24 protein-coding genes are annotated in these 22,972 nt (G+C 61.5%); 10 read left to right on the forward strand and 14 right to left on the reverse strand.

Annotated features, from left to right (window positions below):
• The first annotated feature begins 114 nt into the window (after positions 1-114).
• The 4 genes from petA to FHT69_RS02020 all read left to right on the forward strand — a co-directional run bounded on the left by petA (position 115) and on the right by FHT69_RS02020 (position 3,555).
• A complete protein-coding gene (gene petA / locus FHT69_RS02005) occupies positions 115-693 on the forward strand; it encodes a ubiquinol-cytochrome c reductase iron-sulfur subunit (protein WP_063474524.1) in 579 nt (192 codons plus the stop codon).
• A 14-nt stretch (positions 694-707) separates the two neighbouring features.
• Entirely contained in the window at positions 708-1,988 is a 1,281-nt protein-coding gene (locus FHT69_RS02010; protein ID WP_047611266.1) for a cytochrome b, read from the forward strand.
• 25 nt (positions 1,989-2,013) lie between these two features.
• A complete protein-coding gene (locus FHT69_RS02015) occupies positions 2,014-2,898 on the forward strand; it encodes a cytochrome c1 (RefSeq protein WP_047611264.1) in 885 nt (294 codons plus the stop codon).
• A 114-nt stretch (positions 2,899-3,012) separates the two neighbouring features.
• The gene (locus FHT69_RS02020) at positions 3,013-3,555 is read left to right on the forward strand and encodes an adenine phosphoribosyltransferase (protein ID WP_018243044.1); all 543 of its coding nucleotides are present in this window, start codon (positions 3,013-3,015) and stop codon (positions 3,553-3,555) included.
• A gap of 24 nt (positions 3,556-3,579) precedes the next feature.
• On the opposite strand, the gene FHT69_RS02025 is transcribed toward FHT69_RS02020, so the two are convergent.
• Together FHT69_RS02025 and FHT69_RS02030 are read right to left on the reverse strand one after the other, a co-directional pair.
• Complete coding sequence (locus tag FHT69_RS02025) at positions 3,580-4,047, reverse strand: MaoC family dehydratase (RefSeq protein ID WP_063474525.1); 468 nt, start codon at positions 4,045-4,047, stop codon at positions 3,580-3,582.
• On the reverse strand, positions 4,044-4,514 hold the full coding sequence (locus FHT69_RS02030; RefSeq protein WP_063474526.1) for a MaoC family dehydratase: 471 nt from the start codon (positions 4,512-4,514) through the stop codon (positions 4,044-4,046). The genes FHT69_RS02025 and FHT69_RS02030 overlap by 4 nt, the downstream gene beginning before the upstream one ends.
• Before the next feature lie 81 nt (positions 4,515-4,595).
• Here FHT69_RS02030 and FHT69_RS02035 point away from each other — a divergent pair, with 81 nt between their 5' ends.
• Positions 4,596-5,669 (forward strand): hypothetical protein, encoded by a 1,074-nt coding sequence (locus FHT69_RS02035; RefSeq protein ID WP_183904847.1) that lies wholly within the window; start codon positions 4,596-4,598, stop codon positions 5,667-5,669.
• Between the two features lie 18 nt (positions 5,670-5,687).
• Here FHT69_RS02035 and ychF read toward each other — a convergent pair whose 3' ends face one another.
• Positions 5,688-6,791 carry a redox-regulated ATPase YchF gene (ychF, locus tag FHT69_RS02040; protein ID WP_183904848.1) on the reverse strand — a complete coding sequence of 368 codons (1,104 nt, stop codon included), beginning with the start codon at positions 6,789-6,791 and terminating at the stop codon, positions 5,688-5,690.
• Positions 6,792-7,133: 342 nt separating this feature from the next.
• Here ychF and clpS point away from each other — a divergent pair, with 342 nt between their 5' ends.
• Complete coding sequence (clpS, locus tag FHT69_RS02045) at positions 7,134-7,445, forward strand: ATP-dependent Clp protease adapter ClpS (protein ID WP_047611252.1); 312 nt, start codon at positions 7,134-7,136, stop codon at positions 7,443-7,445.
• Between the two features lie 11 nt (positions 7,446-7,456).
• On the opposite strand, the gene FHT69_RS02050 is transcribed toward clpS, so the two are convergent.
• The 5 genes from FHT69_RS02050 to FHT69_RS02070 all read right to left on the reverse strand — a co-directional run bounded on the left by FHT69_RS02050 (position 7,457) and on the right by FHT69_RS02070 (position 12,629).
• Positions 7,457-7,921 (reverse strand): N-acetyltransferase family protein, encoded by a 465-nt coding sequence (locus tag FHT69_RS02050; RefSeq protein ID WP_409527522.1) that lies wholly within the window; start codon positions 7,919-7,921, stop codon positions 7,457-7,459.
• Positions 7,922-7,926: 5 nt separating this feature from the next.
• Positions 7,927-8,658, reverse strand: coding sequence for an aminoacyl-tRNA hydrolase (gene pth / locus FHT69_RS02055; RefSeq protein WP_183904849.1), 732 nt, complete (start codon positions 8,656-8,658; stop codon positions 7,927-7,929).
• Between the two features lie 87 nt (positions 8,659-8,745).
• Positions 8,746-9,459: a substrate-binding periplasmic protein gene (locus FHT69_RS02060; RefSeq protein WP_047611786.1), complete on the reverse strand. Its 714-nt coding sequence runs from the start codon at positions 9,457-9,459 to the stop codon at positions 8,746-8,748.
• Between the two features lie 24 nt (positions 9,460-9,483).
• Positions 9,484-11,835 (reverse strand): EAL domain-containing protein, encoded by a 2,352-nt coding sequence (locus FHT69_RS02065; protein ID WP_047611242.1) that lies wholly within the window; start codon positions 11,833-11,835, stop codon positions 9,484-9,486.
• A gap of 185 nt (positions 11,836-12,020) precedes the next feature.
• Positions 12,021-12,629, reverse strand: coding sequence for a 50S ribosomal protein L25/general stress protein Ctc (locus tag FHT69_RS02070; protein ID WP_047611239.1), 609 nt, complete (start codon positions 12,627-12,629; stop codon positions 12,021-12,023).
• Between the two features lie 348 nt (positions 12,630-12,977).
• Between FHT69_RS02070 and FHT69_RS02075 the strand changes: the two genes are divergently transcribed.
• Complete coding sequence (locus tag FHT69_RS02075) at positions 12,978-14,528, forward strand: hypothetical protein (protein WP_047614279.1); 1,551 nt, start codon at positions 12,978-12,980, stop codon at positions 14,526-14,528.
• 276 nt (positions 14,529-14,804) lie between these two features.
• Here FHT69_RS02075 and FHT69_RS02080 read toward each other — a convergent pair whose 3' ends face one another.
• The 6 genes from FHT69_RS02080 to lgt all read right to left on the reverse strand — a co-directional run bounded on the left by FHT69_RS02080 (position 14,805) and on the right by lgt (position 20,786).
• Positions 14,805-15,737, reverse strand: a complete 933-nt coding sequence (locus FHT69_RS02080; RefSeq protein WP_047611235.1) for a ribose-phosphate pyrophosphokinase — start codon at positions 15,735-15,737, stop codon at positions 14,805-14,807.
• Positions 15,738-15,842: 105 nt separating this feature from the next.
• Positions 15,843-16,664 carry a hypothetical protein gene (locus tag FHT69_RS02085; RefSeq protein ID WP_047611232.1) on the reverse strand — a complete coding sequence of 274 codons (822 nt, stop codon included), beginning with the start codon at positions 16,662-16,664 and terminating at the stop codon, positions 15,843-15,845.
• Positions 16,665-16,755: 91 nt separating this feature from the next.
• Positions 16,756-17,907 (reverse strand): M24 family metallopeptidase, encoded by a 1,152-nt coding sequence (locus FHT69_RS02090; protein WP_047611230.1) that lies wholly within the window; start codon positions 17,905-17,907, stop codon positions 16,756-16,758.
• Positions 17,908-17,912: 5 nt separating this feature from the next.
• Positions 17,913-18,707 (reverse strand): peptidoglycan editing factor PgeF, encoded by a 795-nt coding sequence (pgeF, locus tag FHT69_RS02095; RefSeq protein ID WP_183904850.1) that lies wholly within the window; start codon positions 18,705-18,707, stop codon positions 17,913-17,915.
• Positions 18,708-18,818: 111 nt separating this feature from the next.
• On the reverse strand, positions 18,819-19,919 hold the full coding sequence (locus FHT69_RS02100) for a class I SAM-dependent methyltransferase (protein ID WP_183904851.1): 1,101 nt from the start codon (positions 19,917-19,919) through the stop codon (positions 18,819-18,821).
• An 18-nt stretch (positions 19,920-19,937) separates the two neighbouring features.
• The gene (gene lgt / locus FHT69_RS02105; RefSeq protein WP_047611222.1) at positions 19,938-20,786 is read right to left on the reverse strand and encodes a prolipoprotein diacylglyceryl transferase; all 849 of its coding nucleotides are present in this window, start codon (positions 20,784-20,786) and stop codon (positions 19,938-19,940) included.
• A gap of 201 nt (positions 20,787-20,987) precedes the next feature.
• Here lgt and FHT69_RS02110 point away from each other — a divergent pair, with 201 nt between their 5' ends.
• The 3 genes from FHT69_RS02110 to proC all read left to right on the forward strand — a co-directional run bounded on the left by FHT69_RS02110 (position 20,988) and on the right by proC (position 22,967).
• The gene (locus FHT69_RS02110) at positions 20,988-21,248 is read left to right on the forward strand and encodes an accessory factor UbiK family protein (RefSeq protein ID WP_009997186.1); all 261 of its coding nucleotides are present in this window, start codon (positions 20,988-20,990) and stop codon (positions 21,246-21,248) included.
• Between the two features lie 389 nt (positions 21,249-21,637).
• Positions 21,638-22,138, forward strand: coding sequence for a YbjN domain-containing protein (locus FHT69_RS02115; RefSeq protein WP_003541709.1), 501 nt, complete (start codon positions 21,638-21,640; stop codon positions 22,136-22,138).
• 1 nt (position 22,139) lies between these two features.
• Positions 22,140-22,967, forward strand: coding sequence for a pyrroline-5-carboxylate reductase (gene proC / locus FHT69_RS02120; protein ID WP_183904852.1), 828 nt, complete (start codon positions 22,140-22,142; stop codon positions 22,965-22,967).
• The last annotated feature ends 5 nt before the right edge of the window (positions 22,968-22,972 follow it).

The following is a 22,972-nucleotide window of genomic DNA, read 5'->3' on the forward strand; positions in this document are numbered from 1 at the left end:
AGCATAGAACGCGCCGGATTGCCGGGGAATCTATGGCCGAATTGTGTCCAGAGAGATTCGCCGGTAGAGGGGGTAGGGCGGAATTCCGCGAAAATTGCGCAGAGGATGTTAGCCGTGAGCGAACACGAAACGACAAGCGAGGGCATGGGCGAACCCACTCGCCGTGATTTCCTTTATCTCACCACTGGTATGGCAGGCGCCGTCGGCGCCGTTTCGGTCGCTTGGCCGTTCATCGATCAGATGCGTCCTGATGCTTCGACGCTCGCTCTCGCCTCCATCGAAGTCGACGTTGCCAGCCTCGAGCCCGGCATGTCGCTGACGGTCAAATGGCGCGGCAAGCCGATCTTCATCCGTAACCGTACCCCGGAAGAAGTGACGGCCGCAGCCGATGTTCCGCTGTCGGACCTCAAGGATCCGGTCGCGCGCAATGCAAACCTTCCTGTCGACGCTCAGGCAACGGGTGTTGACCGTTCGGGCGGCAAGGGCAAGGAAAACTGGATCGTCATGATCGGCACCTGCACACATCTCGGCTGCGTGCCGCTCGGCCAGGCCGGCGAATACAATGGTTGGTTCTGTCCCTGCCATGGCTCGGTCTACGACACGGCCGGCCGTATTCGTAAGGGTCCTGCGCCGCAGAACCTGGCGATTCCGACCTTTTCATTTTTGTCCGATACCAAAATCAAGATCGGTTGAGGGGAGACTGATTAATGAGTGGCCATTCCAGCTACGAGCCATCAACCGGCCTCGAGAAATGGGTCGATGCGCGCCTTCCGCTGCCGCGCATGGTCTATGACAGCTTCATCGCCTATCCGGTTCCGCGTAACCTGAACTATGCCTACACCTTCGGCGCCATGCTCGCCGTCATGCTGGTGGTGCAGATCCTGACGGGTGTCACGCTCGCCATGCACTACGCCGCCGACACGACGATCGCCTTCAACTCCGTTGAAAAGATCATGCGCGACGTCAACCACGGCTGGCTGCTGCGCTACATGCATGCCAACGGCGCATCCTTCTTCTTCGTTGCCGTCTACCTGCACATCGCCCGCGGTCTTTACTACGGCTCCTACAAGGCGCCGCGCGAAATCCTCTGGATCCTTGGCGTGGTCATCTACCTCCTGATGATGGCGACCGGTTTCATGGGCTACGTCCTGCCCTGGGGCCAGATGTCCTTCTGGGGTGCGACGGTCATTACCGGCTTCTTCTCGGCTTTCCCGCTGGTCGGCGAATGGATCCAGCAGTTCCTGCTCGGCGGCTTTGCCGTCGACCAGCCGACGCTGAACCGCTTCTTCTCGCTGCACTACCTGCTGCCCTTCATGATCGCCGGCGTCGTCGTCCTGCACATCTGGGCGCTGCATGTCGTCGGCCAGACCAACCCGACGGGCGTCGAGGTCAAGACGAAGACCGACACGGTTCGCTTCACGCCCTATGCGACGATGAAGGATGCGCTCGGCGTTTCGGTCTTCCTGCTGGTCTATGCCTATTTCGTCTTCTACCTGCCGAACTTCCTCGGCCATGCCGACAACTACATCCCGGCTGACCCGTTGAAGACGCCGGCCCACATCGTTCCGGAATGGTACTTCCTGCCCTTCTACGCGATGCTGCGCTCGATCACCTTCAATATCGGCCCGATCGACTCCAAGCTCGGCGGCGTGCTGGTGATGTTCGGCGCGATCATCGTGCTGTTCTTCCTGCCGTGGCTCGATACCTCGAAGGTCCGTTCGGCCGTCTACCGCCCCTGGTACAAGCTGTTCTACTGGCTGTTCGTGATCAATGCGATCATCCTCGGCTGGCTCGGTTCGCAGCCGGCGGAAGGGCTGTTCACCACGATCTCGCAGATCTGCACACTCCTCTACTTCGCTTTCTTCCTGGTCGCGATGCCAGTTCTAGGCCTGGTGGAAACGCCGCGCCGTATCCCGAACTCGATCACCGAAGCGGTGCTCGAAAAGCGCAACAAGACAGCTGCCGCCAGTGCAGCGGCCAATGCGTAAGCGCGCGACGGAAGGGAATAGAAATATGAAAACGCTTGTTGCAAGCATTCTGCCGCTCGCCGTCGCTGTCGTTCTCGGCAGCGCAGCCTTCGCCGAGGAAGCGGCGCCCGCGAATGGAGCAGCACCTGCCCATCACGAGGAAGGCGCGACGCCGCACTATCCGCTGAAGGAGCCGAAAGAGGAGGAATGGAGCTTTGCCGGACCGTTCGGTCATTACGACAAGGCTCAGCTTCAGCGCGGCCTCAAAGTCTATACCGAAGTCTGTTCCGCCTGCCATTCGATGAACCTTGTGCCTTTCCGCATGCTCGACGAGCTCGGTTATTCCGAGGCGCAGGTGAAGGCTTTCGCCGCGAATTACGAGGTCCAGGATGGCCCGAACGCCGCCGGCGAGATGTTTACCCGCAAGGCGGTCCCTTCCGATCACTTCCCGTCGCCTTTCCCCAATGCGGAAGCGGCGGCTGCTTCCAACAATGGCGCGGCTCCGCCCGACTTTTCGTTGATCGCAAAGGCCCGCGAGGTCGAGCGCGGTTTCCCGCAATTCGTCTTCGATATCTTCACCCAATATCAGGAAAGCGGACCGGACTACATCCACTCGCTGCTGACCGGCTATGAAGAGCCGCCGGCCGGTTTCCAGGTGCCTCAGGGTGGACATTATAACCCTTATTTCCATGCCGCCGCCGTCCTCGCCATGCCGAAGCCGCTCTCCGACGGCCAGGTGACCTATGACGACGGCGCGCCGGCGACCGTCGAGCAGTATTCCAGGGACGTTTCCGCCTTCCTGATGTGGGCCGCCGAGCCGCATCTCGAAGAGCGCAAGCGCACCGGCTTCATGGTCATGATCTTCCTGGCGATCTTCACGGTGCTGATCTACCTGACGAAGCGCTCGGTTTACGCCAACAAGGAACACTGAGCGTTCCCTACCGGAATTCGAAAGGCGGCTTGCAGGCCGCCTTTTTTGTTGGTTCCATTCCTGTCAATTGATAGGGTGCGGCCAGTTTCATGCGCTCGCAGATATGGATTTTCCATGGACAATACGACTTCGGAGCTCGCAGCCAGCATCCGCTCCATTCCCGACTATCCCAAGCCGGGCATCATCTTCCGTGACATCACCACGCTGCTCGGCAACCCCCGCGCTTTCCGCCGAGCAGTCGACGAACTCGTGCAGCCCTATGCGGGCATGAAGATCGACAAGATCGCCGGCATGGAGGCGCGCGGCTTCATCCTCGGCGGCGCGGTGGCGCACCAGCTTTCCTCGGGCTTTGTGCCGATCCGCAAGAAGGGCAAGCTGCCGCACGAGACCGTGCGCATCGCCTACAGCCTGGAATATGGCGTCGACGAGATGGAGATGCATCGCGATGCGGTGCAGCCCGGCGAGAAGGTGATCCTGGTCGACGACCTGATCGCTACCGGCGGCACGGCGGTGGGTGCCACGAAGCTGCTGCGCCAAATCGGCGCCGAAGTGGTCGGCGCCTGCTTCGTCATCGATCTGCCGGATCTCGGCGGCCGCAAGAAGCTGGAAGAGCTCGGCGTCGTCGTGCACACGCTGGTCGAATTCTCCGGTCACTGAGTCTGTGGCTACTATGCGGCAGCGTCAGTCGAATTCGAGCACGCTGCTTTCGAAGCGGATTACGGCATCGCCGTTTTGATCGACGCCCTCGCAGAGGATGGTGTTGAGGTGCCAGCCCGGCCGCGACGCGAGCGGCCGGCTGGCGAGGAAGGCGACGGAATAGGTGACGACGTCGCCTGCGAAGACCGGCCGCAGCCATTGCAACTTCTGGAAGCCGGGCGAGGGGCCGAGGTTCGGCGACGTCAGGCCCTCCTGCGCGAGTGCGGCGCTCTGCCTTTCCCAAAAGGCGAGGAAGGTCCGCATCCAGGCGGCCGTGGTGTGCCAGCCCGAAGCGCAGAGGCCGCCGAAGAGCGTGTCTTTGGCGGCTTCCTTGTCGATGTGGAAACGCTGCGGATCGTAGCGCGTCGCGAAACGGATGATGTTTTCTTCGGTAAAGGCGTAGCTGCCGATCTCGACCTTCTCGCCGACGGCGTAAAGTTCCGACATTCTCATGCTGACAGCTCCGAGGTGGGACGCATACGGATCATCACCGAATTCTCCGAGACGCAGACGAGTTCGCCGCGCTGGTTTCCGACCTCATGACGAAACTTGACGATGCCCATTCCGGCGCGCGAGCGCATCGGCCGGGCTTCGAGGACGGTCGAATGGCCAGACAGCGTGTCGCCGGCAAGCACCGGCTTGCGCCATTCCATCAGATCGACGCCCGGTGCACCCTCGCAGAGCGAATGCAGCACATAGCTGTCGGCCATCATGCGCATGAACATCGAAGAGGTGTGCCATCCGGACGCGGCGAGCCCCCCGAGAATGCTGGCGCGGCCGGCCGCCTCATCGAGATGCATCGGCTGCGGGTCGAATTCGCTTGCGAACTCAATGATTTCCTCAGCGATCACCAGCTTCGGGCCGAGCGCGAAGCGGCGGCCGGGCTGGAAATCCTCGAAGGAAAGCTTTTCTGCCGACATTCGCTCCTCCCGCCATATGCAGCGCACAATGCTTACAATAGCATCCGCGCGGGCTCAATGATTCCGGGGAGATAAACCGGCATGACGGAACTGAGGTCGATACTCGACGAGGCGGGGCGCCAGGGACTGATTTCGCCGGAGGCCGGAGAGCGGCTTCTGCCGTTTCTGATCGCGCACGGTGTGGCCGTCGCCGAGGCGCAGCCGGTAATGGCGGCTGAAGGACAGGCCTGGTCGGATACGGAGACGCCGCGTTTCGTGCGCGGCTTCCACGACGTGCTGATCACCATCGGCGTCGTCGTGGCGCTCGGCGGCCTCTGGGGGCTTGCGCCGCTTTACGCGGTGCCGCCCGCTATCCTCGTGCTTTCGGAAATTCTCGTGCGGCGTCAGCGGCTCGCCCTGCCGGCCGTCGGCTTGACGATCGCGCTGTTCTGCTGGACATTTTTGCTGATGTCCCGTGTCTTTACGCCGTGGACCTTCGAGATAGGGGCGGACCTCACGCAGTTCATTGCCGGCTTCCCGATCCTTCTCGGCATCTACTATGCCCGCTATCGCGTGCCCTTGACGCTGGCGCTCGCCATCATGTCGATACTTGCCCTGGTGCTCACCCTGCTTTTACGTTTAGCGCAATGGCTAAGCGGCAATCCCGCATTTTTCGTCGACCATCTTGCCCTGCTGGCTGCGGTGTCCCTCGTCTGCGCGCTCGGCCTCTTCGCGATGGCGCTCTATTTCGATCTCGGCGACCGGCTGCGCCGGACGACGCGCTCGGATATTGCTTTCTGGCTGCATCTCGGTGCGGCGCCGGCGCTGCTCTACAGCACCGTTTCTCTGCTGTCTCTAGGAGAAGGCGGCCGTATCTTCGACCTGGCGAACATGTCGGCCCAGACCCCCGTGGTCGTCGCGACCGTGGCGGCGCTGATGCTGATCGGTCTGATCATCGATCGCCGCGCTTTCGTCACCTCGGGGCTGCTATCACTCGGTGTTGCGATCTTCAGCGTCTTCCGGCACGGAAGCGCGACTGTCGACACCTACATCTTCACGACGCTGATCGTCGTGGGCGCGATCGTTCTCATTATCGGAACAGGCTGGATGCCACTGCGACGGCTGGTGCTGCGGGCACTGCCCCCGGCAATCGCAAACAGGCTGCCGCCTGGTTAAGGCGGCAGCATTTCTTATTTAGGTGTTGAAGCGGAAATGGATGACGTCGCCGTCCTGGACGACGTATTCCTTGCCTTCGTCACGCGCCTTGCCGGCATCCTTGGCGCCGACTTCGCCGTTGTATTTGATGTAATCGTCATAGGCGATGGTGTTGGCGCGGATGAAGCCGCGTTCGAAATCCGAATGGATAACGCCGGCGGCCTGCGGCGCCTTGGTGCCGCGCTCGATCGTCCAGGCCCGCGTTTCCTTCGGGCCGACGGTGAAATAGGTGATGAGGTGGAGCAGCTTGTAGCCGGCGCGGATCAGCCGGTCGAGGCCCGCCTCGTCAAGGTCGAGGGCGGAGAGGAATTCCTTGGCTTCATCCTCGGGAAGCTGGGCGACCTCGGCCTCGATCGCCGCCGAGATGACGACGGTTTCGGCACCCTGTTCCCGAGCCATAACGGCGACAGCCTCGGTGAATTCATTGCCTGTCGAAGCCTCGGCCTCAGCGACGTTGCAGACATAGAGGACCGGATGCGAGGTCAGAAGGTTGAGGCCCTTGAGGATGGCGATTTCCTCGGCATCGAGCGTCGACAGCAGCGTGCGTACCGGCTTGCCCTCGTTGAGCAGTTTCAGCGAGGCTTCCATGATCGGCAGCATCGCCGTCGAATCCTTGTCCTTGCTGGTGGCGCGCTTGCGCGTCTGCTCGGTGCGGCGCTCCAGGCTTTCGAGATCGGCGAGCATCAGCTCCGTCTCGATCGTCTCGGCATCGGCGACGGGATTGATGCGGCCTTCGACATGGGTGATGTCGCTGTCTTCGAAGCAGCGCAGCACGTGGACGATGGCATCGACCTCGCGGATATTGGCGAGGAACTGGTTGCCGAGACCTTCACCCTTCGAGGCGCCGCGCACAAGGCCGGCAATGTCGACGAAGGAGATGCGGGTCGGGATCAGTTCCTTCGACTTGGCGATGTCGGCAAGCTTGCGCATGCGCGGATCGGGCACGGCGACTTCGCCGGTGTTCGGCTCGATGGTGCAGAAGGGATAGTTTGCCGCTTGCGCAGCCGCCGTCTTGGTGAGCGCGTTGAAGAGGGTCGATTTGCCGACGTTCGGCAGACCGACGATGCCGCATTTGAAGCCCATGGCTAAAACCTGCTGTTCTTGAATTCCTTGCTGGTGCCTATGGGATAAAGGAGCAATATGGTCAAGTCTTAGAGAGCTTTTACCGCTGCTCACTTGCCGATGGATCGGTGCTGGCCTATTTTTGAATGCGACTGAGATTTTCGACGCATTGCGGATTTCACCAGAATGCCAGGTCACTCCCACGCAGATGCAATTGCTTCTCTCTGCGCCGAAGCCGGGGACTAGATCCTGCCTGTTTGAGGCCGGGAGCTGTGGCGGCTGACCGTCGAAAATTCGTCATCGACACTGATTAGCTGGTTTGAACATTCCTGACCCCATGTCATCAACGGCTGGATTTTTCCGATGAGTGACAATGACATTGCCCTGAAACCGAAGACCAAGGTGAGGCCGAAGCTGGATAAGCCGAAGCTCTACAAGGTCATTCTCGTTAATGACGATTATACGCCGCGCGAATTCGTCATCGTGATCTTGAAGGCCGTGTTCCGCATGAGCGAGGAGACGGGCTACCGGGTGATGATAACAGCGCACAAGCTCGGTTCCTGCGTGGTCGTGGTCTGCGCCAGGGATATCGCCGAGACCAAGGCCAAGGAGGGCATCGACCTTGCCAAGGGCATGGGCTTTCCACTGATGTTCACAACGGAGCCGGAAGAATAGATGCTGCGGATTCAGGTTCTGCGGATCTGATAGCCGGTCTTGTCCTGCACGAAGCCGCAATTCTCGTAGAAGCGCAGGGTCGCCGGGTTTTTCGAGCCGGTGAGCAGCATCACCTTGTAGCAGCCAGCTTTCCAGGCCTCCGTCACGGCATGGCCGATGACGGCGCCGGCATAACCGCGCCGACGGTGATCGGCGTGGGTGACGACGTTTTCAATCAGGGCATAGGAGGCGCCGTTCCGCGTCAGGTTCGGCACGACGATCAGCGTGACGGTGGCCGCAGCGAGATCGCCGGCAAAGCCGATGAAGAGGGTCATGCCGGGTTGGGCGAGGATGGCGGAGAAGCGCTCTTCGGCCATGGCCTTGTCGAGAACCGGATCGGTCGAATTCAAATGCTGGTAGAGGGTGATCAGCCCGGGAAGATCGCCGACGGCGGCCGGGCGGATGGCGAAATCCTGGTCCTGGTCGTGATCCGTCACCGGCCTCATTCCCCCTTGTTGCCGAACATCTTCTTCAACATGTCGGCCATCGGGCCGCTGGCCGGCAGCTTCGGCTGATTGTGGTTGCGAGCCTGATGGATATGCGACTGGCCGGCCGGCTTCTTTTCGGTATTCTTGTTTTCCTTCCGCGGCTTCTCTTCCTCGGCCTTGCTGCCGAGCGCCAGCGCGATCTTGTTCATCAGCTGCGAATCCTCGTTTCGCACCAGCATGTCGGCATTGTCGGCGAGGGTGTCGAGAAGCGGCTCCAGCCAGACCTTGTCGGCCTTGGCGAAATCGCCGAGCACGTGGTTCTGCACCATTTCCTTGACGCCCGGATGGCCGATGCCGAGGCGCAGCCGTCGGTACTCCCGGCCGCAATGGGCGTCCAGCGACCTGATGCCGTTATGGCCGCCATGGCCGCCGCCGGTCTTAAGCCGCGCCTTGCCCGGGGGAAGATCGAGTTCGTCGTAGATCGCGACGAGGTCGGCGGGCTGGAGCTTGTAGAAGCGCATCGCCTCGCCGACGGATTCGCCGGAGAGATTCATGAAGGTCTGCGGCTTGATCAGCAGCACCTTCTTGCCGCCGATCTCGCCCTCGGCGATCTCGGCCCTGAATTTCTTCGACCAGGGCGAGAAGCTGTGGCGCCGATGAATGGCGTCGACGGCCATGAAGCCGATATTGTGGCGGTTGCCGGCGTATTTGCCGCCAGGATTGCCGAGACCCGCGATGATCAGCATGGTCTGTTTTTCCTTGCTAGAATTTCCCGCCGTTCACCACCTGTAAATGACCGCAAAGTCAAGCGGAAAGGGCAATATCCGTCGCAGTCACTGCGACAGATTCATGCCGTATTTCAGGAAGATCTGCTTCTGGTCGCCATCGGCGATCAGCTTGTCGAGGGCAGCTTGCATCTTGACGAGCAGATCGTCCGGAAAGCTCTTCTCGCAGGCGATGCTCATCGGCTGGGCGGAGAGCACGGTCACCATCTCCACCGGCTGGTCGGCCTTCAGCTTTTCGAAATAGAGTTCGGAGATCGGCATCATGTCGATGCGTCCGCCGAGCAGCTTGCGCAGCGTCGCGTTGAAGTCGCTGGCGACATCGAGCTTGGTGAAGCCTTTCTCTTTCAGGATCGTCTCGGTGTAATCCTCACGCTGAGTGCCGACCGTATATTTCTTTGCCTCTTCCAGATTGTTGGCGATGACGCCCGAGCCCTTGCGGGTGATCAGGATGTTGCGGTCGATGAGCAGCGGCTCGACCCATTTGAACAGCGGGTCGCGTGCGCCGTTGTGGGCGGTTGCGAAGACACAGGTCATCGGCGCCGTGCGGGCAAGGCCGAAAGCGCGCGCCCAGGGCATGATCTCGATCGTGTAGTCGACGCCGATCGCGGCCATCACCTTTTCGACCTGCTCGACGGTGGCGCCCTTGATCTCCTTGCCTTCGCGATAATTGAAGGGGGCATAGTCCTCAGTCGTGAAGGTCACGGTTTGCGCATGAGCGGCGCAGGGCAGCGCCAGGCATGCGAGAAGCAGGAGCTTTTTCATCATATCATCTCCTTCGTTCTTCATTCACGAGGCGCGTGCCACGGCCGATTGTGAGCCTACCAGTTGCTCGATGAGCGCGGTTGCATGCTGCGGACGATGGAAGAGGTAGCCCTGGCCGTAGTCAAGCCCCATCTGATGGAGCGTGCGGCATTCCTCTTCGGTCTCGATGCCCTCGGCAATGACGGTGCAGTTCATTTTGTGCGAAAGCGTGGTGATGCCTTCGATCAGCATGCGGCTCTTCTGGCGTACGTCGTCGTCGCCGTCGTTGATCGCACGGGTGAAGGACTGGTCGATCTTGATGATGTCGACGGGGAAGCGGTTGAGGTAGCTCAGCGACGAATAGCCGGTCCCGAAGTCGTCGAGCGCGATGCGGCAGCCGAAGCGACGGAGTTCCGTGACGATCATGCGGATCTGCGGGTTGTCGTGCATCAGCACGGCTTCGGTGATTTCGACGACAATGCGCTCAGGACGGATGCCGTGGCGGCCGACAATGGCGGCAAGACGGGCCGGCAGCGCCGGCTCGAACTGCAGCGGCGAGAAGTTGATGGCGAGATAGGTATCCTGCATGCCCGATATGCGGGAAATCTTCGCGAGGTTGGCGATCGCCTTTTCCATGATGACGTTGCCGACCCGGACGATCTTTGCCGTCTCCTCGGCGACGCTGATGATCTCGGCCGGCGGCATCAAGCCCTTCTGCGGATGGTTGAGGCGCATCAGCGCCTCGAAACCGGCAATGCCGCGGCCGTTCAGGTTGACGATCGGTTGCAGGAAGGCCTCGAACCAGTTGTCGACGAGGCCGGCTTCGATATTGGCCTCGATCTCGGCGCGGCTGCGGGCCCGGTCGAGCATGGCGTTGTCGAAGAGCTGCGCGCCGTTCTTGCCGTCGCGTTTCTTGGCATACATCGCCATGTCGGATTTCTGCAGCAGTTCGGCCGCGGTCGCCGCATGGTGCGGATAGATGGCGATGCCGACGGAAGCGCTCAGATGCATGTCCGGGGTGAAGGGCGTTTCGAAGATCGAGGCGATCTGTTCGCACATCACCTTGGCGCGTTTTGCGGCGTCCTTGGCCGGCAGCAGGATGGCAAATTCGTCGCCGCCGAGACGGGCCGCTTCGTCGGAGGGGGCAAGATGGGTCTTCAGACGCTCGACGAGTTCGATCAGCGCCATGTCGCCGGCGGCATGGCCCATATTGTCGTTGATCCACTTGAAGCGGTCGAGATCGACGAAGAGACAGGCGAGTTCCTGGCCGGCGGCGTCGGCGGCGGCGATCTTGTTGTCGAGGACGGCTTCGAAGCCCTGGCGATTGAGAAGGCCAGTCAGGTGATCGGTGATTGCCTGGCGGTGGTTGCGGTCCTCGGAGGCCTTGAGTTCGGTCACATCGGTCATGACCGAGAGCGACAGGCGGTCATGAGCGCCGGCTCCCGCTTCCGATTCCATGATGAGGACGTCCATAGTGCGGCCGTCCAGGCAGACAAACTTGACGGTGACGGTCATGCCGCTTTCGGCCAGCCGGCGCTTGACGAATTTGTCGCGGGTGTTTGATGTGACGAGATCGGCGAAGTTGCGGCCGATAACGGCGGCGCGGTTATACCCAGTGGCCAGCAACCAGTAATCGCTGACGGCGGTGATGCGATCCTCCTCGTCGAGCGAGAAGAGCATGGCGGGCGTCAGATTGTAGATGTCGGTGGCGCGGCGGTGGGCAAGCTTCAGCTCCTTTTCCTCGCTTTCAAGCTTGGTCTGCATCTCGTTGAAGCTGCGGGCCAACCGTCCCATCTCATCATTCGACTGCCAGTCGACATGATGGCGGGAGCCCAGCTGGCGGGTGGCCTCGATCGCCGCCGTCAGCCGCATCAGCGGCTGGATCACGAAGAAACGGTTGCCGATCAGCGCCGTGCCGAAAACGGTCAGGACCGCGAAAATGAAGATCGAGATGAAGACGACTTCTTCCTGCTTCAGGCCGGAAAACAGGCCGAGTGCGGGATAATAGACGCTGATGCTGCCGAGATTCTTCGGACCGTCGACGGTGTTGTAGATGATGGCGCGCGACACCTGCACGAGCTGGCCGTCGAAGGAGCGCGGAATGGTGGACTGGCTGACGTCGAGCTGGCCTGACTGATCCCGCACCTCGACCTTGACGATGGCGCCCTGGGAAACGACCGTCGCGCTGATCTGGGTGACGCTGTCCTCATCGAGGTCCCACAGGGGTTTGGCCAGCGCCTGGGCATTGGCGACAAGAAGAACGGAGATATGGTCGCGTATTTCCTTATCGGCCCGTTCCGAGGAAAGAAAAAGGAAGAGAACAAAAAGCGGAGCGACAAAAACAAGCAGCGCACCGCAAACTATCGCAAAAAATCTGTTCTCAACGGAATTGTTCATGGTTCCGTTTACTCCCCCAGGCCGGCCATATTTCCTGTCGCGCGTCAAGGCGGGCTTCTTCGCAGCTGACGAAGCATGCTTTCACGAATTTGTTAAATGTTGCTGAAACGGGGCAGTTGCCGGCAATGAAAAGCCCGCTTTCCAGGGGAAAGCGGGCCATATGCTTTACAAATTGGTCGAAGCGATCAGGCTTCGGCTTCGCCTTCGGCAGCAGTCTCGTCGATGCCGGCAGCCGGGGCAATGATGGTCGCGATCGTGAAGTCGCGGTCGATGACCGGGGTGACGCCCTTCGGCAGGGTGACTTCCGAAATATGGATGCTGTCGCCGATCTTCTTGCCGCTGAGGTCGACATTGAAGAATTCCGGGATCGCATCGGCCGGGCAATGAACTTCGACTTCATGGCGAACGATGTTCAGAACGCCGCCGACCTTGATGCCCGGGGATTTCGCTTCGTTGACGAAGTGAACCGGGATTTCGACGCTCACCTGGGTGTTACCGGAGACGCGCAGGAAATCGACATGCATCGTGAAGTCGCGGACCGGATCGAGCTGATAGTCCTTCGGCAGAACCTTGTACTTCTTGCCGCCGACTTCGATCGTCGCCACGGTGGTCATGAAACCACCGGCATGAATGCGCTTCGTCACCTCATTGGTGTTGAGAGCGATGGCAATGGGGGCCTGCTTGTCACCATAGATGACAGCGGGAATCAAACCGTTGCGGCGAAGTTCACGGGCGGACCCCTTACCAACCCGTTCGCGCGCCTCGGCCTTGAGCTCGTAAGTTTCCTGGCTCATGGCTATTCCTTTCGAGGTTATTTGGAGAGTTCGGCGGGCGGGCAATGCCTTGCTCCGTCGAACCGGAGGCGGGTATAACCCAACCTCATCCGCGTTGCCTCCAAGGGTGTCTACGCGGACCGGTGGCCTATATTATAAGTCGATCGGAAACGCAAGTTGCGGTTTCAGGCTGTTTTCCGGCGAAATACGCGCTTCGGCAAGCCGAAACCGCAGCCGACTTCGCAGCGATCGTATTCCCGGTCCAGCAAGCGGCAAAATTCAGCATTCCCGCTGCGGCCGAGGTTGACATCGGCGCGCTTCACCTCTTTGGATGCCGCATTCAAAAAGCGGCTGAGGAGAAATCGGACTATGCGTCTTAAACTTGTCACGGCAACGAGCTTGCTGGCACTTTGCCTTGTCACTACGGCCCAGGGTGTCGAGATCAATCAGGGCGGCGCCGACGCGCTCAAAGGTACCCTGACGAAGCTGCTTCCGGAGGATCTGGCAAAGAGCGGCCTGATCACCGTCAATCCGGCAGGCACGCGCTACGAGATCATCTACGATCTGGCGAAGCTGCTTGCCAAGGCCGATCCCGCGACATTCGCGATCAACGGGCTGGCGCCGTTCTCGACGTTCGCTACACCGCTCGATAGCGGGCTTTGGAATATCGAAGGCGACAACAAGTTCAACGTCTCCGGCCATTTCAAAGGCAAGGACGAGAAGCCGACGGATTTCTCCTATTCTATCGCATCGCTTGTTTACAGCGGCGTCTTCGATCCTGCGATTAGCTATCTGCGCTCCGCCACTTCTACGGCCAAGGACATCAAGCTCACCAGCAAGTCCGAGACTGAGGAAGTCAGCGCCAGCATCGCCAGCATGGATCAAAAGCTGAGTTCGACGGACAGCGCAGGCGGCAACGGGCGTATCGATCTTACGGGCAGCGGTTCGATGTCGGCTTTCGTCGAGCAGATTTCCGGCGCGCAAATGCCGCCCGTTGAAATCCGTGCCGACTCGGTCGATGTCGAGGCCAAGGTGAACGGCCTGCCGGCGAAGCAGATCCGCGAGATGGTCTTCTTCATTCTCGATCATGTCGAGGAGAAGGAGTTGAGCCCCGAAAACAGCGACAGGATCAAGGGAATCCTCAAGGAAGCCTTCCCGCTTCTGGCCTCGTTCAGCGAGACGATCGGGGTCAACAATTTGACCGTCAGCACCCAGGTGGGCAGCGGCGGCGTCAAGGCCTTCGGTTATAACGTCGCCATCGATGGGCCGACCAACGCGATGCGCTTCGGCTTCGGCATGAATGCGCAGGAGATCAGCTTCGACAGCCCGCTGATGCCGGCAAGCTATTCGCCTTTCCTGCCGACCAGCTTCGATCTGCAGCTCGCCATGCCGAATCTGGACTTCGCAAGTTTCGGCGACGCCTTGATGGCGATGGATTTCAATGAGAAGGCGCCGGAGACGAGCGGTGAGGAGATGGGCAAGAAGCTCTTCCGCGATGGTCGGCTCACCGTCGAGTTTCCGAAGATCAGCGCCAAGTCGGATGTCTATGACATCGACATGACAGGCAAGATCGAGGGGCGCGTCGATACCCAGAAGGACTATTCGATGGAGGCGACGATCCTCGCCCGCGATCTCGACAAGACGATCGCCGCGGTTCAGGAGCTTGCCAAGACCGATCCCGATCTCAACCAGGTCTCCTTCGGCATCATGATGGTGAAGGGCTTCGCCAAGACCGATGCGGATGGACGCTCGCGGTGGGACATCAGCGTCAGCCGCGATGGTGCGGTCGCCGTCAACGGCCAGCAGATCAAGGGGCCGGATGGTCCGGATCAGGATCAAGATCAAGGGCTGGAGCCAGATCAGGAGCAGGAACCGGATCAGGGTCAGGATGCGGTACCTGCGCCGCCGCAGCAGCCTTGAGCGTTATCAATTGGGATCAGACATGAAGAGGCCGGCCTTGTGCCGGCCTCTTTGTTTTAAGTCACACGCTTCACCGAGGCCAACGATCGGGACGACGATTTATTCTGGGCTTTCGCTGTCAACGAAGGCGGCTCCGCGACGATCAACGGCCAGCAGTTGACGCGGCTCGGAGGGCCTGCCCGGCAATAGCTTGGTCCATCTGATGCAGAAATTAAAAAGAGCCGGTCGATGCCGGCTCTTTTTTTGTTGAAGAGGCTGGTTAATCGAAGCGGCCGGTCAATCGAAGAGGCTGGAGACGGACTCTTCCTGGGCCGTTCGGCTGATGGCTTCGCCGATCAGCGGCGCCGTCGTCACGATGCGGATATTGTGGGCCGAGAGCACGGCGGTGGTCGGCTGGATCGAATCCGTGATGACGAGTTCGCGCAGCTTCGAGGAGGTCACGCGGGTGACTGCGCCGCCCGAGAGAACGCCGTGGGTGATATAGGCGGTGACGCTGGATGCGCCCTTGGCCAGCATCGCGTCGGCCGCGTTGCAGAGCGTTCCGCCGGAATCGACGATGTCGTCGATCAGCAGGCAGTCCTTGCCGGCAATGTCGCCGATGATGTTCATGACTTCGGATTCACCCGGCCGATCGCGACGCTTGTCGACGATGGCCAGAAGACAGTCCAGCCGTTTGGCGAGCGCGCGGGCGCGAACCACGCCGCCGACGTCAGGCGAGACGACCACGACGTTGCTGAGATCATAGTGGCTCTTGATGTCGCGGGTCAGCACCGGCAGCGCAAAGAGGTTGTCTGTGGGTATGTCGAAGAAGCCCTGGATCTGACCTGCGTGGAGATCGAGCGTCATGACGCGGTCGGCGCCGGCTTCGGTGATCAGGTTTGCCACCAGTTTGGCGGAGATCGGCGTACGGCCGGAAGCGCGGCGGTCCTGACGCGCATAACCGAAATAGGGAAGCACGGCAGTGATGCGACGGGCTGACGAACGACGCATCGCATCGATCATGATCAGCAGTTCCATCAGGTGGTCGTTGGCCGGGAAGGCAGTCGGCTGCACGAGGAAAACGTCCTCACCGCGGACATTTTCCTGGATTTCCACAAAGATTTCCTGATCGGCAAACCTTCGGACGCTGGCTCTCCCCAAGGGAACATTGAGATAGGTGCAGATCGCTTCGGCGAGTTGCCGGTTCGAATTGCCTGCGAAAACCTTCATTTTGGTCCGCCTGTTATGCGCTGATAGCCGCGCTTTTTAGTCAGCTTCCCGATGAATGCAAGGGCAAAGGTGCCACAGGCTTTCATATTTGCAAAAAGTTTGTGACTAACCGCCCTGAGTCTGCCGCCAGGAGGAGAATTCCGCGATGGTTTTCGAGGCGATCTGCTGCATGACCGAGGCCGGAACCCCTGCCCAGGGATCGGCCGCGGCCGCCGGCACGCTTTCCTGCCCCTGGATGCGGTGCAGGCGACCTCCGGCACTGTCGAGAATGTCCCAGACATAGACCACTGTGACCTTGCCGTCGTCGCTGAAGGCTGAGAGATAGCCCTTGAGGATGTAATCACTGCTCGCATCGGTCGAGCTCTTGATGGAAAGGCCGTGTGCGCGCGCCTCGGCGCCGAGCTGACGTGAGAGCGGGGTCACGGCCTGCACCGGCGCGCCGATGATCGGCAGGAAGCGTACGGTATTGCCGCGGCCGGAGGAGGAACTGGGCGGCAGGGCCGCGGTCTGCTGTGGCTGTTGCGCCTCGGCCGGCTGAGCCGGCTGTGCGGGAAGCCCGCCATTGGCCGCCGCCGGTGGCAGCGATTGCCCCTCGATCGGAGTAGAGGCGGCCGGCGAGGAGCCGCTCCGCGACAGGGCGTCTGCCTGCTGCTGCATCGTCGTCGGCGGCGCGCCGCTGCCGGGCCGATAGGCCTGCTGCGACTGATTATAGGCTGGATGGTAGCCGCCCTGCTGCGCACTTGCCGCGAAACCCGGCTGGCGGGTACCCGCCAAACGCTCGGCTTCGCTCTGCGACACCGGGCTCGACGATGTCGCCCCGGAAGAATCGCCGATATCGACCTGCGGCGTCAGTGCATCGGTGGTATTGCAAGCGGTCAGCAGAGCTGTGACGAACAGGAGCGTGGGCACAATCGCAGCTCGCGTCATCCCTTGATCCGTCCTTCCCACAATTGCAATCAGCCCCACCCGAATTTATGCGGGCGGGGATGGTCGTCTGTCAATTCCGGATTCTCACCGGTCAGAGGCCGATGAAGTCGAGCGGATGGCGGGACAGCGGGCGCGGTGCATCCGCTGTCGTCAGATAGGTCTGGCCGAGCGTCATCGCCGTGCCCGTGTCGGAATCGGCGATGATCATATGCACGAAGAGCGACATGTTCGGCTCGATCGGCTGCGGATTGCCGACATGGAACATCTGGTGCTCCATCCAGGACGGCGAGAAGCGGGCGCCGAGCGAATAACCACAGGCATTCAGCCGGTGGCGAGCCAGGCCGCGCTCATCGATGATCCTGGCATGCATGTCGAAGACATCGCCGAAGGTATGGCCGGGCTTCAGCACGGTCTCAATCGCCTCGATGGTCTCGCGGCAGGCGTTGTAAAGCTCGCGATGGCGGTGTGTCGGCTCGCCGACGACGATCGTGCGCATCATGGCGGCGTGGTAATGCGCATAGGCGCCGGCCCATTCGAGCGTCAGCTGGTCGTTGGCGTCGAGCTTGCGGCGGCCGGCCTTGTAGCGGCAGAGCAGGGCGTCGGCGCCAGAACCGATGATGAACTCGTTGGCGGGATAGTCGCCGCCGCCGGAAAAGATCGCGCCCTGCATGGCGGCGAGGATATCGGCCTCGTCGGCGCCGGGCTTCGTCAACCGGATTGCGGCATCGAGCGCATCGTCGGCCAGAACGGCGGCGCGCTCGACATAGGCGACCTCGGTCGGGCTCTTGATCAGGCGCAGGCGGCTGACGAGGTAGGAGGCGTCGACGATCTGGCCGAAGGTGGTCAGTTGCGCGTCAAGTAGGCGGGCGACGCGGCCGGTCATGCCGTGCGTATCATATTCGACGCCGATGCGGGTGCCGAGCAGATCCATCTCGACCAGCAGGTTCTTCAGGTCGAGCGTCGGATCGGCATTGACCCGGTCGACCCAGATATGGATGTCCTCGAGGATCGAGGTGTGCCTGGCCTGGCGAAGATCGGCCGAGCGGGTGATCAGCGCCATGGTGCCGTCGCTCTTGACGACCAGCGTCTGGAAGAAGCAGTAGCCGAAGGTGTCGTAGCCGGTCAGCCAGTACATGCTTTCCTGGGCGAAGAGCAGCAGGGCGTCGAGCTTTTCTTCCTTCATCTTCTCGGTGAGGCGCGCAAGCCGGCTTGCGAATTCAGCCTTTTCGAAGTGCAGTGCCATTCTGCTCAAGTCTCCCTGATTGATATCGCGGAAATCTGGCGGCCGTAATCCGGCTCCTTGCGATGTGTCGTTCTGCGATAGGAAAAGAAGCGCTCGCTGTCCGGATAGGTGCACAGGCCGAGACTTTCGGCGCGCACGCCGGCTTTCGTCAGCCGATCGACGGTCAGCCCCGGCAGGTCGAACATGGCGTGGCCTGATGTTGCGGAAGGCACGAAGAAGCGATCGTCATCCGGGTTCTCGGCGACGAAACGCTCGACGAACTCGGGACCGACTTCATAACTTGCCTGGCTGATCGAGGGGCCAAGGCAGGCGACGATGTTGCCGCGGTCCGCACCCAGCGCCTCCATGGCGGCGATGGTATTTTCGAGCACGCCCGTCAGCACGCCTTTCCACCCGGCATGGGCGGCGCCGATGACGCGGTTGTCGGGGTCGGCGAAAAGGATCGGCCCGCAATCGGCGGCGAGCACGCCAAGCGCAATGCCGGGGGCCGCCGTCACCATCGCATCGGCGTCGGGGCGGGCACCGTCGTAATTGGCGCGGATCGTCACGACATCGGGGGAATGAACCTGATGCACGGTTGCCAGCCGTTCGACCGGCAGGTCGAACCAGGCGGCGACACGGCGGCGGTTTTCCAGGACCTTGTCGCGTTCGTCGCTGGAGCTGAGGCCGACATTGAGGCCGCGATACAGCCCTTCGGAAACGCCGCCGGCCCGAGTGAAATAACCGTGGCGGATGGTGCTGCCCGCCGCTTCGTTCAGGAGCGTGCTTTCGATCGGTGCGGGAGAGGCCGCGTCCTGCATCTGTGATTCCGGGGTTTTTAAGGGGTTTGTTATTATCCCAAGCGCATCGCATATGCGGCGCGCTTCAAGTTCTTGTTGCGCTGGGATGTTGAACCAGCCGCGTGCGCCCTGTCAATCCACCGGGCGAAAGGGCATGAGATCGACGGCGGGATGGGAGACCGCCATTACCTTGAAGAGTTCGCCCATCCGGCCTTCACCGGCGCCGGCGAGCCTTTCGACCGCCGTCTGGATGATCTGCTGGGTTTGCGGCTCGCGGTCGCGGCCGAGGGCGGCCGCGCGCTCGAGGATGCCGAGGCCGGTCAGAAAATCACCCTGATGCAGGGCGCCGTTCAGATGGACGCCGGCCGCAAGCGCCGTTTCGGCGAGCTGCTGGAAGTCGACATGGCTCGTCAGATCGGCTTCACCGGGATGGGCGAGCGGCGGGTCGAATTCATGCATGCGCACGGCTTGCAGCGTATCGCCGAAGCCGGTGACGAGGTGACCGTAGTCGATCGCGAGCGCCGTGCCGCCGAAGGCGCGCAGCCGCTCGCAGATCGCCATCATCACCGCCTGGCGGGCCGGAGAGATCTCGAAGAGCGTACCGACCGGCACGTTCTGCACCGGTTCGGGAAGAAGCGCGGGATCGAGGCCGGCGACGCCGGCGGCGAAGGTCAGCTCGCCATCGGCGTCGATGCCGACCATGCGTTCGCGGAAACCCGTCGGCATGCGGACGAACTGGCGGATCGGGATGGCGTCGAAGAGTTCGTTGGCGGCAATCAAGGTGAAGCCTGATGGTACTTCGTCGAAGCCATCGTGCCAGGAAATCTTCTCGCCGTGGGGTTCGAGCGTCTGGCTCTGGACGTCGCGCAGGCGCTCACTGGTTTCGACGAGATGCACGGTCATGGCGTCGAAAAGCGGTGGAGCGATGCGGGAGATGACGCGCAGCATGTCTGCCATCATCGTGCCGCGGCCAGGGCCGATCTCGACGAGGCGGACGTCGGCCGGCGTGCCGTGACGCTGCCACGCATGGACGATGAAGACGCCGATCATCTCGCCGAAAATCTGGCTGACCTCGGGCGCGGTGACGAAGTCGCCGGAACGGCCGAAGGGCTCGCGGGTGCGGTAATAGCCGTGTTCGGGATCGGCGAGGCACAGCGAGAAATAATCGGTGACGCTGATCGGGCCGTTCGCCTGGATGATCGCCTTGATCTTTTCGCCTAGAGCGGTGGTCATGTCGCGCGTCCTGCCGTTTCAGAGCTGCAGCGCAGCCTGGCGGCGGGCCCGCAGCATCGCCCAGAGGCCAAGCAGGATCATCGGGAAAGAGAGCACCATGCCCATGGTCAGCCAGTTCGTGCCGATGAGGTAACCGATCTGGGCGTCAGGCTCGCGGAAGAATTCGACGAAAATGCGCGACAGCGCATAACCGCAGACAAAGACACCCGTGATGAAACCGGGGCTTTTCAGCGCCCGCATGAAATAGACGAGGGCGGCCAGCACCAGCAGCAGAACGATGCCTTCGAGGCCGGCTTCGTAAAGCTGGCTCGGATGGCGGGCGAACGGGCCGCCGGTCGGGAAGACCACGGCCCAGGGCACGTCGGTCAATCGACCCCAGAGCTCGCCATTGATGAAATTGGCGATGCGGCCGAAAAACAGCCCGAAGGGAACGACAGCAGCGACGATGTCGAACAGGCTCCAAATAGGGATGGCGTTGCGGCGGGCAAAGAGGATCATGGCAATCGTCGTGCCGGTCAGGCCGCCATGGAAGGACATGCCGCCGTTCCAGATCTCGAGCGCACGGACGGGACTGCGCATGACGGCGGGGAGATCATAGAAGAAAATATAGCCGAGACGACCGCCAAGCACGACTCCAAGCGCTGCCCAGACGATGAAATCGTCGAGCTGCGTCCTTGATATCGGCGAGACGTTGCCGGGCCAGAGACTGTCATTGGCGGCGATGCGGCGCGCATAGGCCCAGCCGAGCAGGATGCCGGCGACATAGGCAAGACCATACCAGTGAATCGCCACCGGACCGATCGAAAAGGCGATCGGATCGATATCCGGGAAAGGCATGATGGCAAGGAGATTGGCTGCTGTCGGCAAGGTTTTCCCACCTGTTTGGTTGCGCGGAACATGCCGCTGCGATCCCGGACGGTCAAGTCCATTGTTCGTGATGGCCCGTTTGCGGCCGCTTCCCGAGGCCTATCCCGTGCAAAGCGCTTGCATCGTCGATGGTGAAGCCCTACCTCAATCCTCGAGGCCCCGAAGGGCTGAATTCACCTCATGCGAAGGGAGAAAAACGCCATGACGACCGGAACGAACCGCATCATGGACGAATTCGCCAAGCTGATGACCGATGCGGCCGGTGCCGCCCAGGGCGTCCGCAAGGAGATCGAAACCGCGTTCAACGCCCAGGCCGAGCGTTGGCTGAACAGTATGGACGTCGTCAAGCGCGAGGAGTTCGAGGCCGTGCGCGAGATGGCGATCAAGGCACGCGACGAGAACGAGGCGCTCGCCGCCCGCATCGCGGCACTCGAGGCGAAGCTTGCCGGCGAGGGGCACTGAAGTCCCGATATGACGCAGGTGCGGCACGTCTTCCTGGCAGATGCCGCATCTGTCACAAAAAATTCAGGTGAGTTTTCCACCTGTGGACACTGCCAAAAAAGCCAATTCGCAGAGTCGCTTATTCTCCCTTCTGAATTGAATTTCGAAGAGCCTTTCCACAGTGGCCGGTCCTATTTTCCGTTCGGGGGGCTGGCAGGGGGCAAGGGGCGCTATACACTGATTTTAAATGATGATTCGAAGCGACTTGGTAAGCTCCGGGCAGGTTATCTGCGTTAAGTCTGGCAGCGGTTCAACGATCATCCGAGTGGTGGTTTCCGGTATTTGCGTGTGTCTTTCTTGTGTTCGTACACCAAGTTAAGTCGCATTCGTTCCGGTCAAGAAGGTGCTGCATGAACCTGATGGAATTGGAAGTCGAGCGTCAGTCGAACCCGGTCGATATGATCGAGTACGTTGCCTCCAACAACGACTGGTCGTTCGAGCGGTCCGGCGAGGACGAGATCGCGATGACGGTCGAGGGTCGCTGGACCGACTATCACGTCTCCTTCTCCTGGATGGAGGAGTTCGAGGCGCTGCACCTTGGCTGCGCCTTCGATATCAAAGTTCCCGACATCAGGGTCAACGAGGTGGTCAAGCTGCTCTCGGCGATCAACGGGCAGGTGCTGATGGGTCATTTCGATCTCTGGCGCCAGGAAGATGTCGTCATTTTCCGCCAGTCGCTGCTGCTCGCCGGCGGTGCAGAGCCCACCAACCGCCAGGTGGAGGTGCTGCTTTCCAGCGCGCTCGATACCTGCGAAGCCTATTTCCAGGCATTCCAGTTCGTCGTCTGGTCCGGCATGGAAGCGACGAAGGCGATGGAAGCCGTGCTGTTCGAAACGGTCGGCGAGGCATAAGATGCCGACGAAGCGTTTCTCCTCGACAAATCCCGTCCTTTTGATCGGCGCCGGAAACATGGGCGGGGCGATGCTCTCCGGCTGGCTGAAAAGCGGCGTCCCGGGCTCGGCCGTCATTATCGTCGATCCCGGTCCGTCGCCGGCGATGCTGGCGACGATCAACGAAGCTGGCGCCACCCATGTGACCGCGCTCCCGGCGGATTTGAAGGCAAGCGTGCTGTTCCTCGCGGTCAAGCCACAGGTGATGGAGACGGTGCTGCCGGCGGTGAAGAGTGCGATCGGGCCGGACACGGTCGTCGTCTCGGTCGCGGCCGGCAAGACGCTCGGTTTCCTCGAGAAGCATCTGGGTAAAGCCGCCATGGTGCGCGCCATGCCGAACACGCCTGCTATGGTTGGGCGCGGCGTCACCGGCGCCGTTGCCAATTCAGCGGTCAGCGATCAGCAGCGTGAGCGCGTCCATTCCCTTCTGCGTGTCTCGGGGCCCGTCGAATGGGTGCCCGCGGAAGCCGATATCGATGCCGTGACGGCGCTTTCGGGCAGCGGTCCGGCCTACGTCTTCTATCTCGTCGAATGTATGGCGGAGGCAGGCCGTAAACTCGGTCTGCAGGCGGACCTCGCCATGCGTCTTGCGCGGGAAACAGTCGCGGGGGCTGGTGAACTTTTGCACCAGTCCCCCGACGGCGCTTCGCGGCTGCGCGAGAATGTGACCTCTCCCGGCGGCACGACGGCGGCGGCGCTCGCCGTGCTGATGGCAGTGGACGGCATGCAGCCTCTGTTCGACGCGGCACTCGCGGCGGCGCGCAAGCGGGCCGAGGAACTGGCCGGCTGACGGAG

The sequence above is a fragment of the Rhizobium sp. BK008 genome, assembly GCF_014197345.1.
Taxonomy (GTDB): Bacteria; Pseudomonadota; Alphaproteobacteria; order Rhizobiales; family Rhizobiaceae; genus Rhizobium; species Rhizobium anhuiense.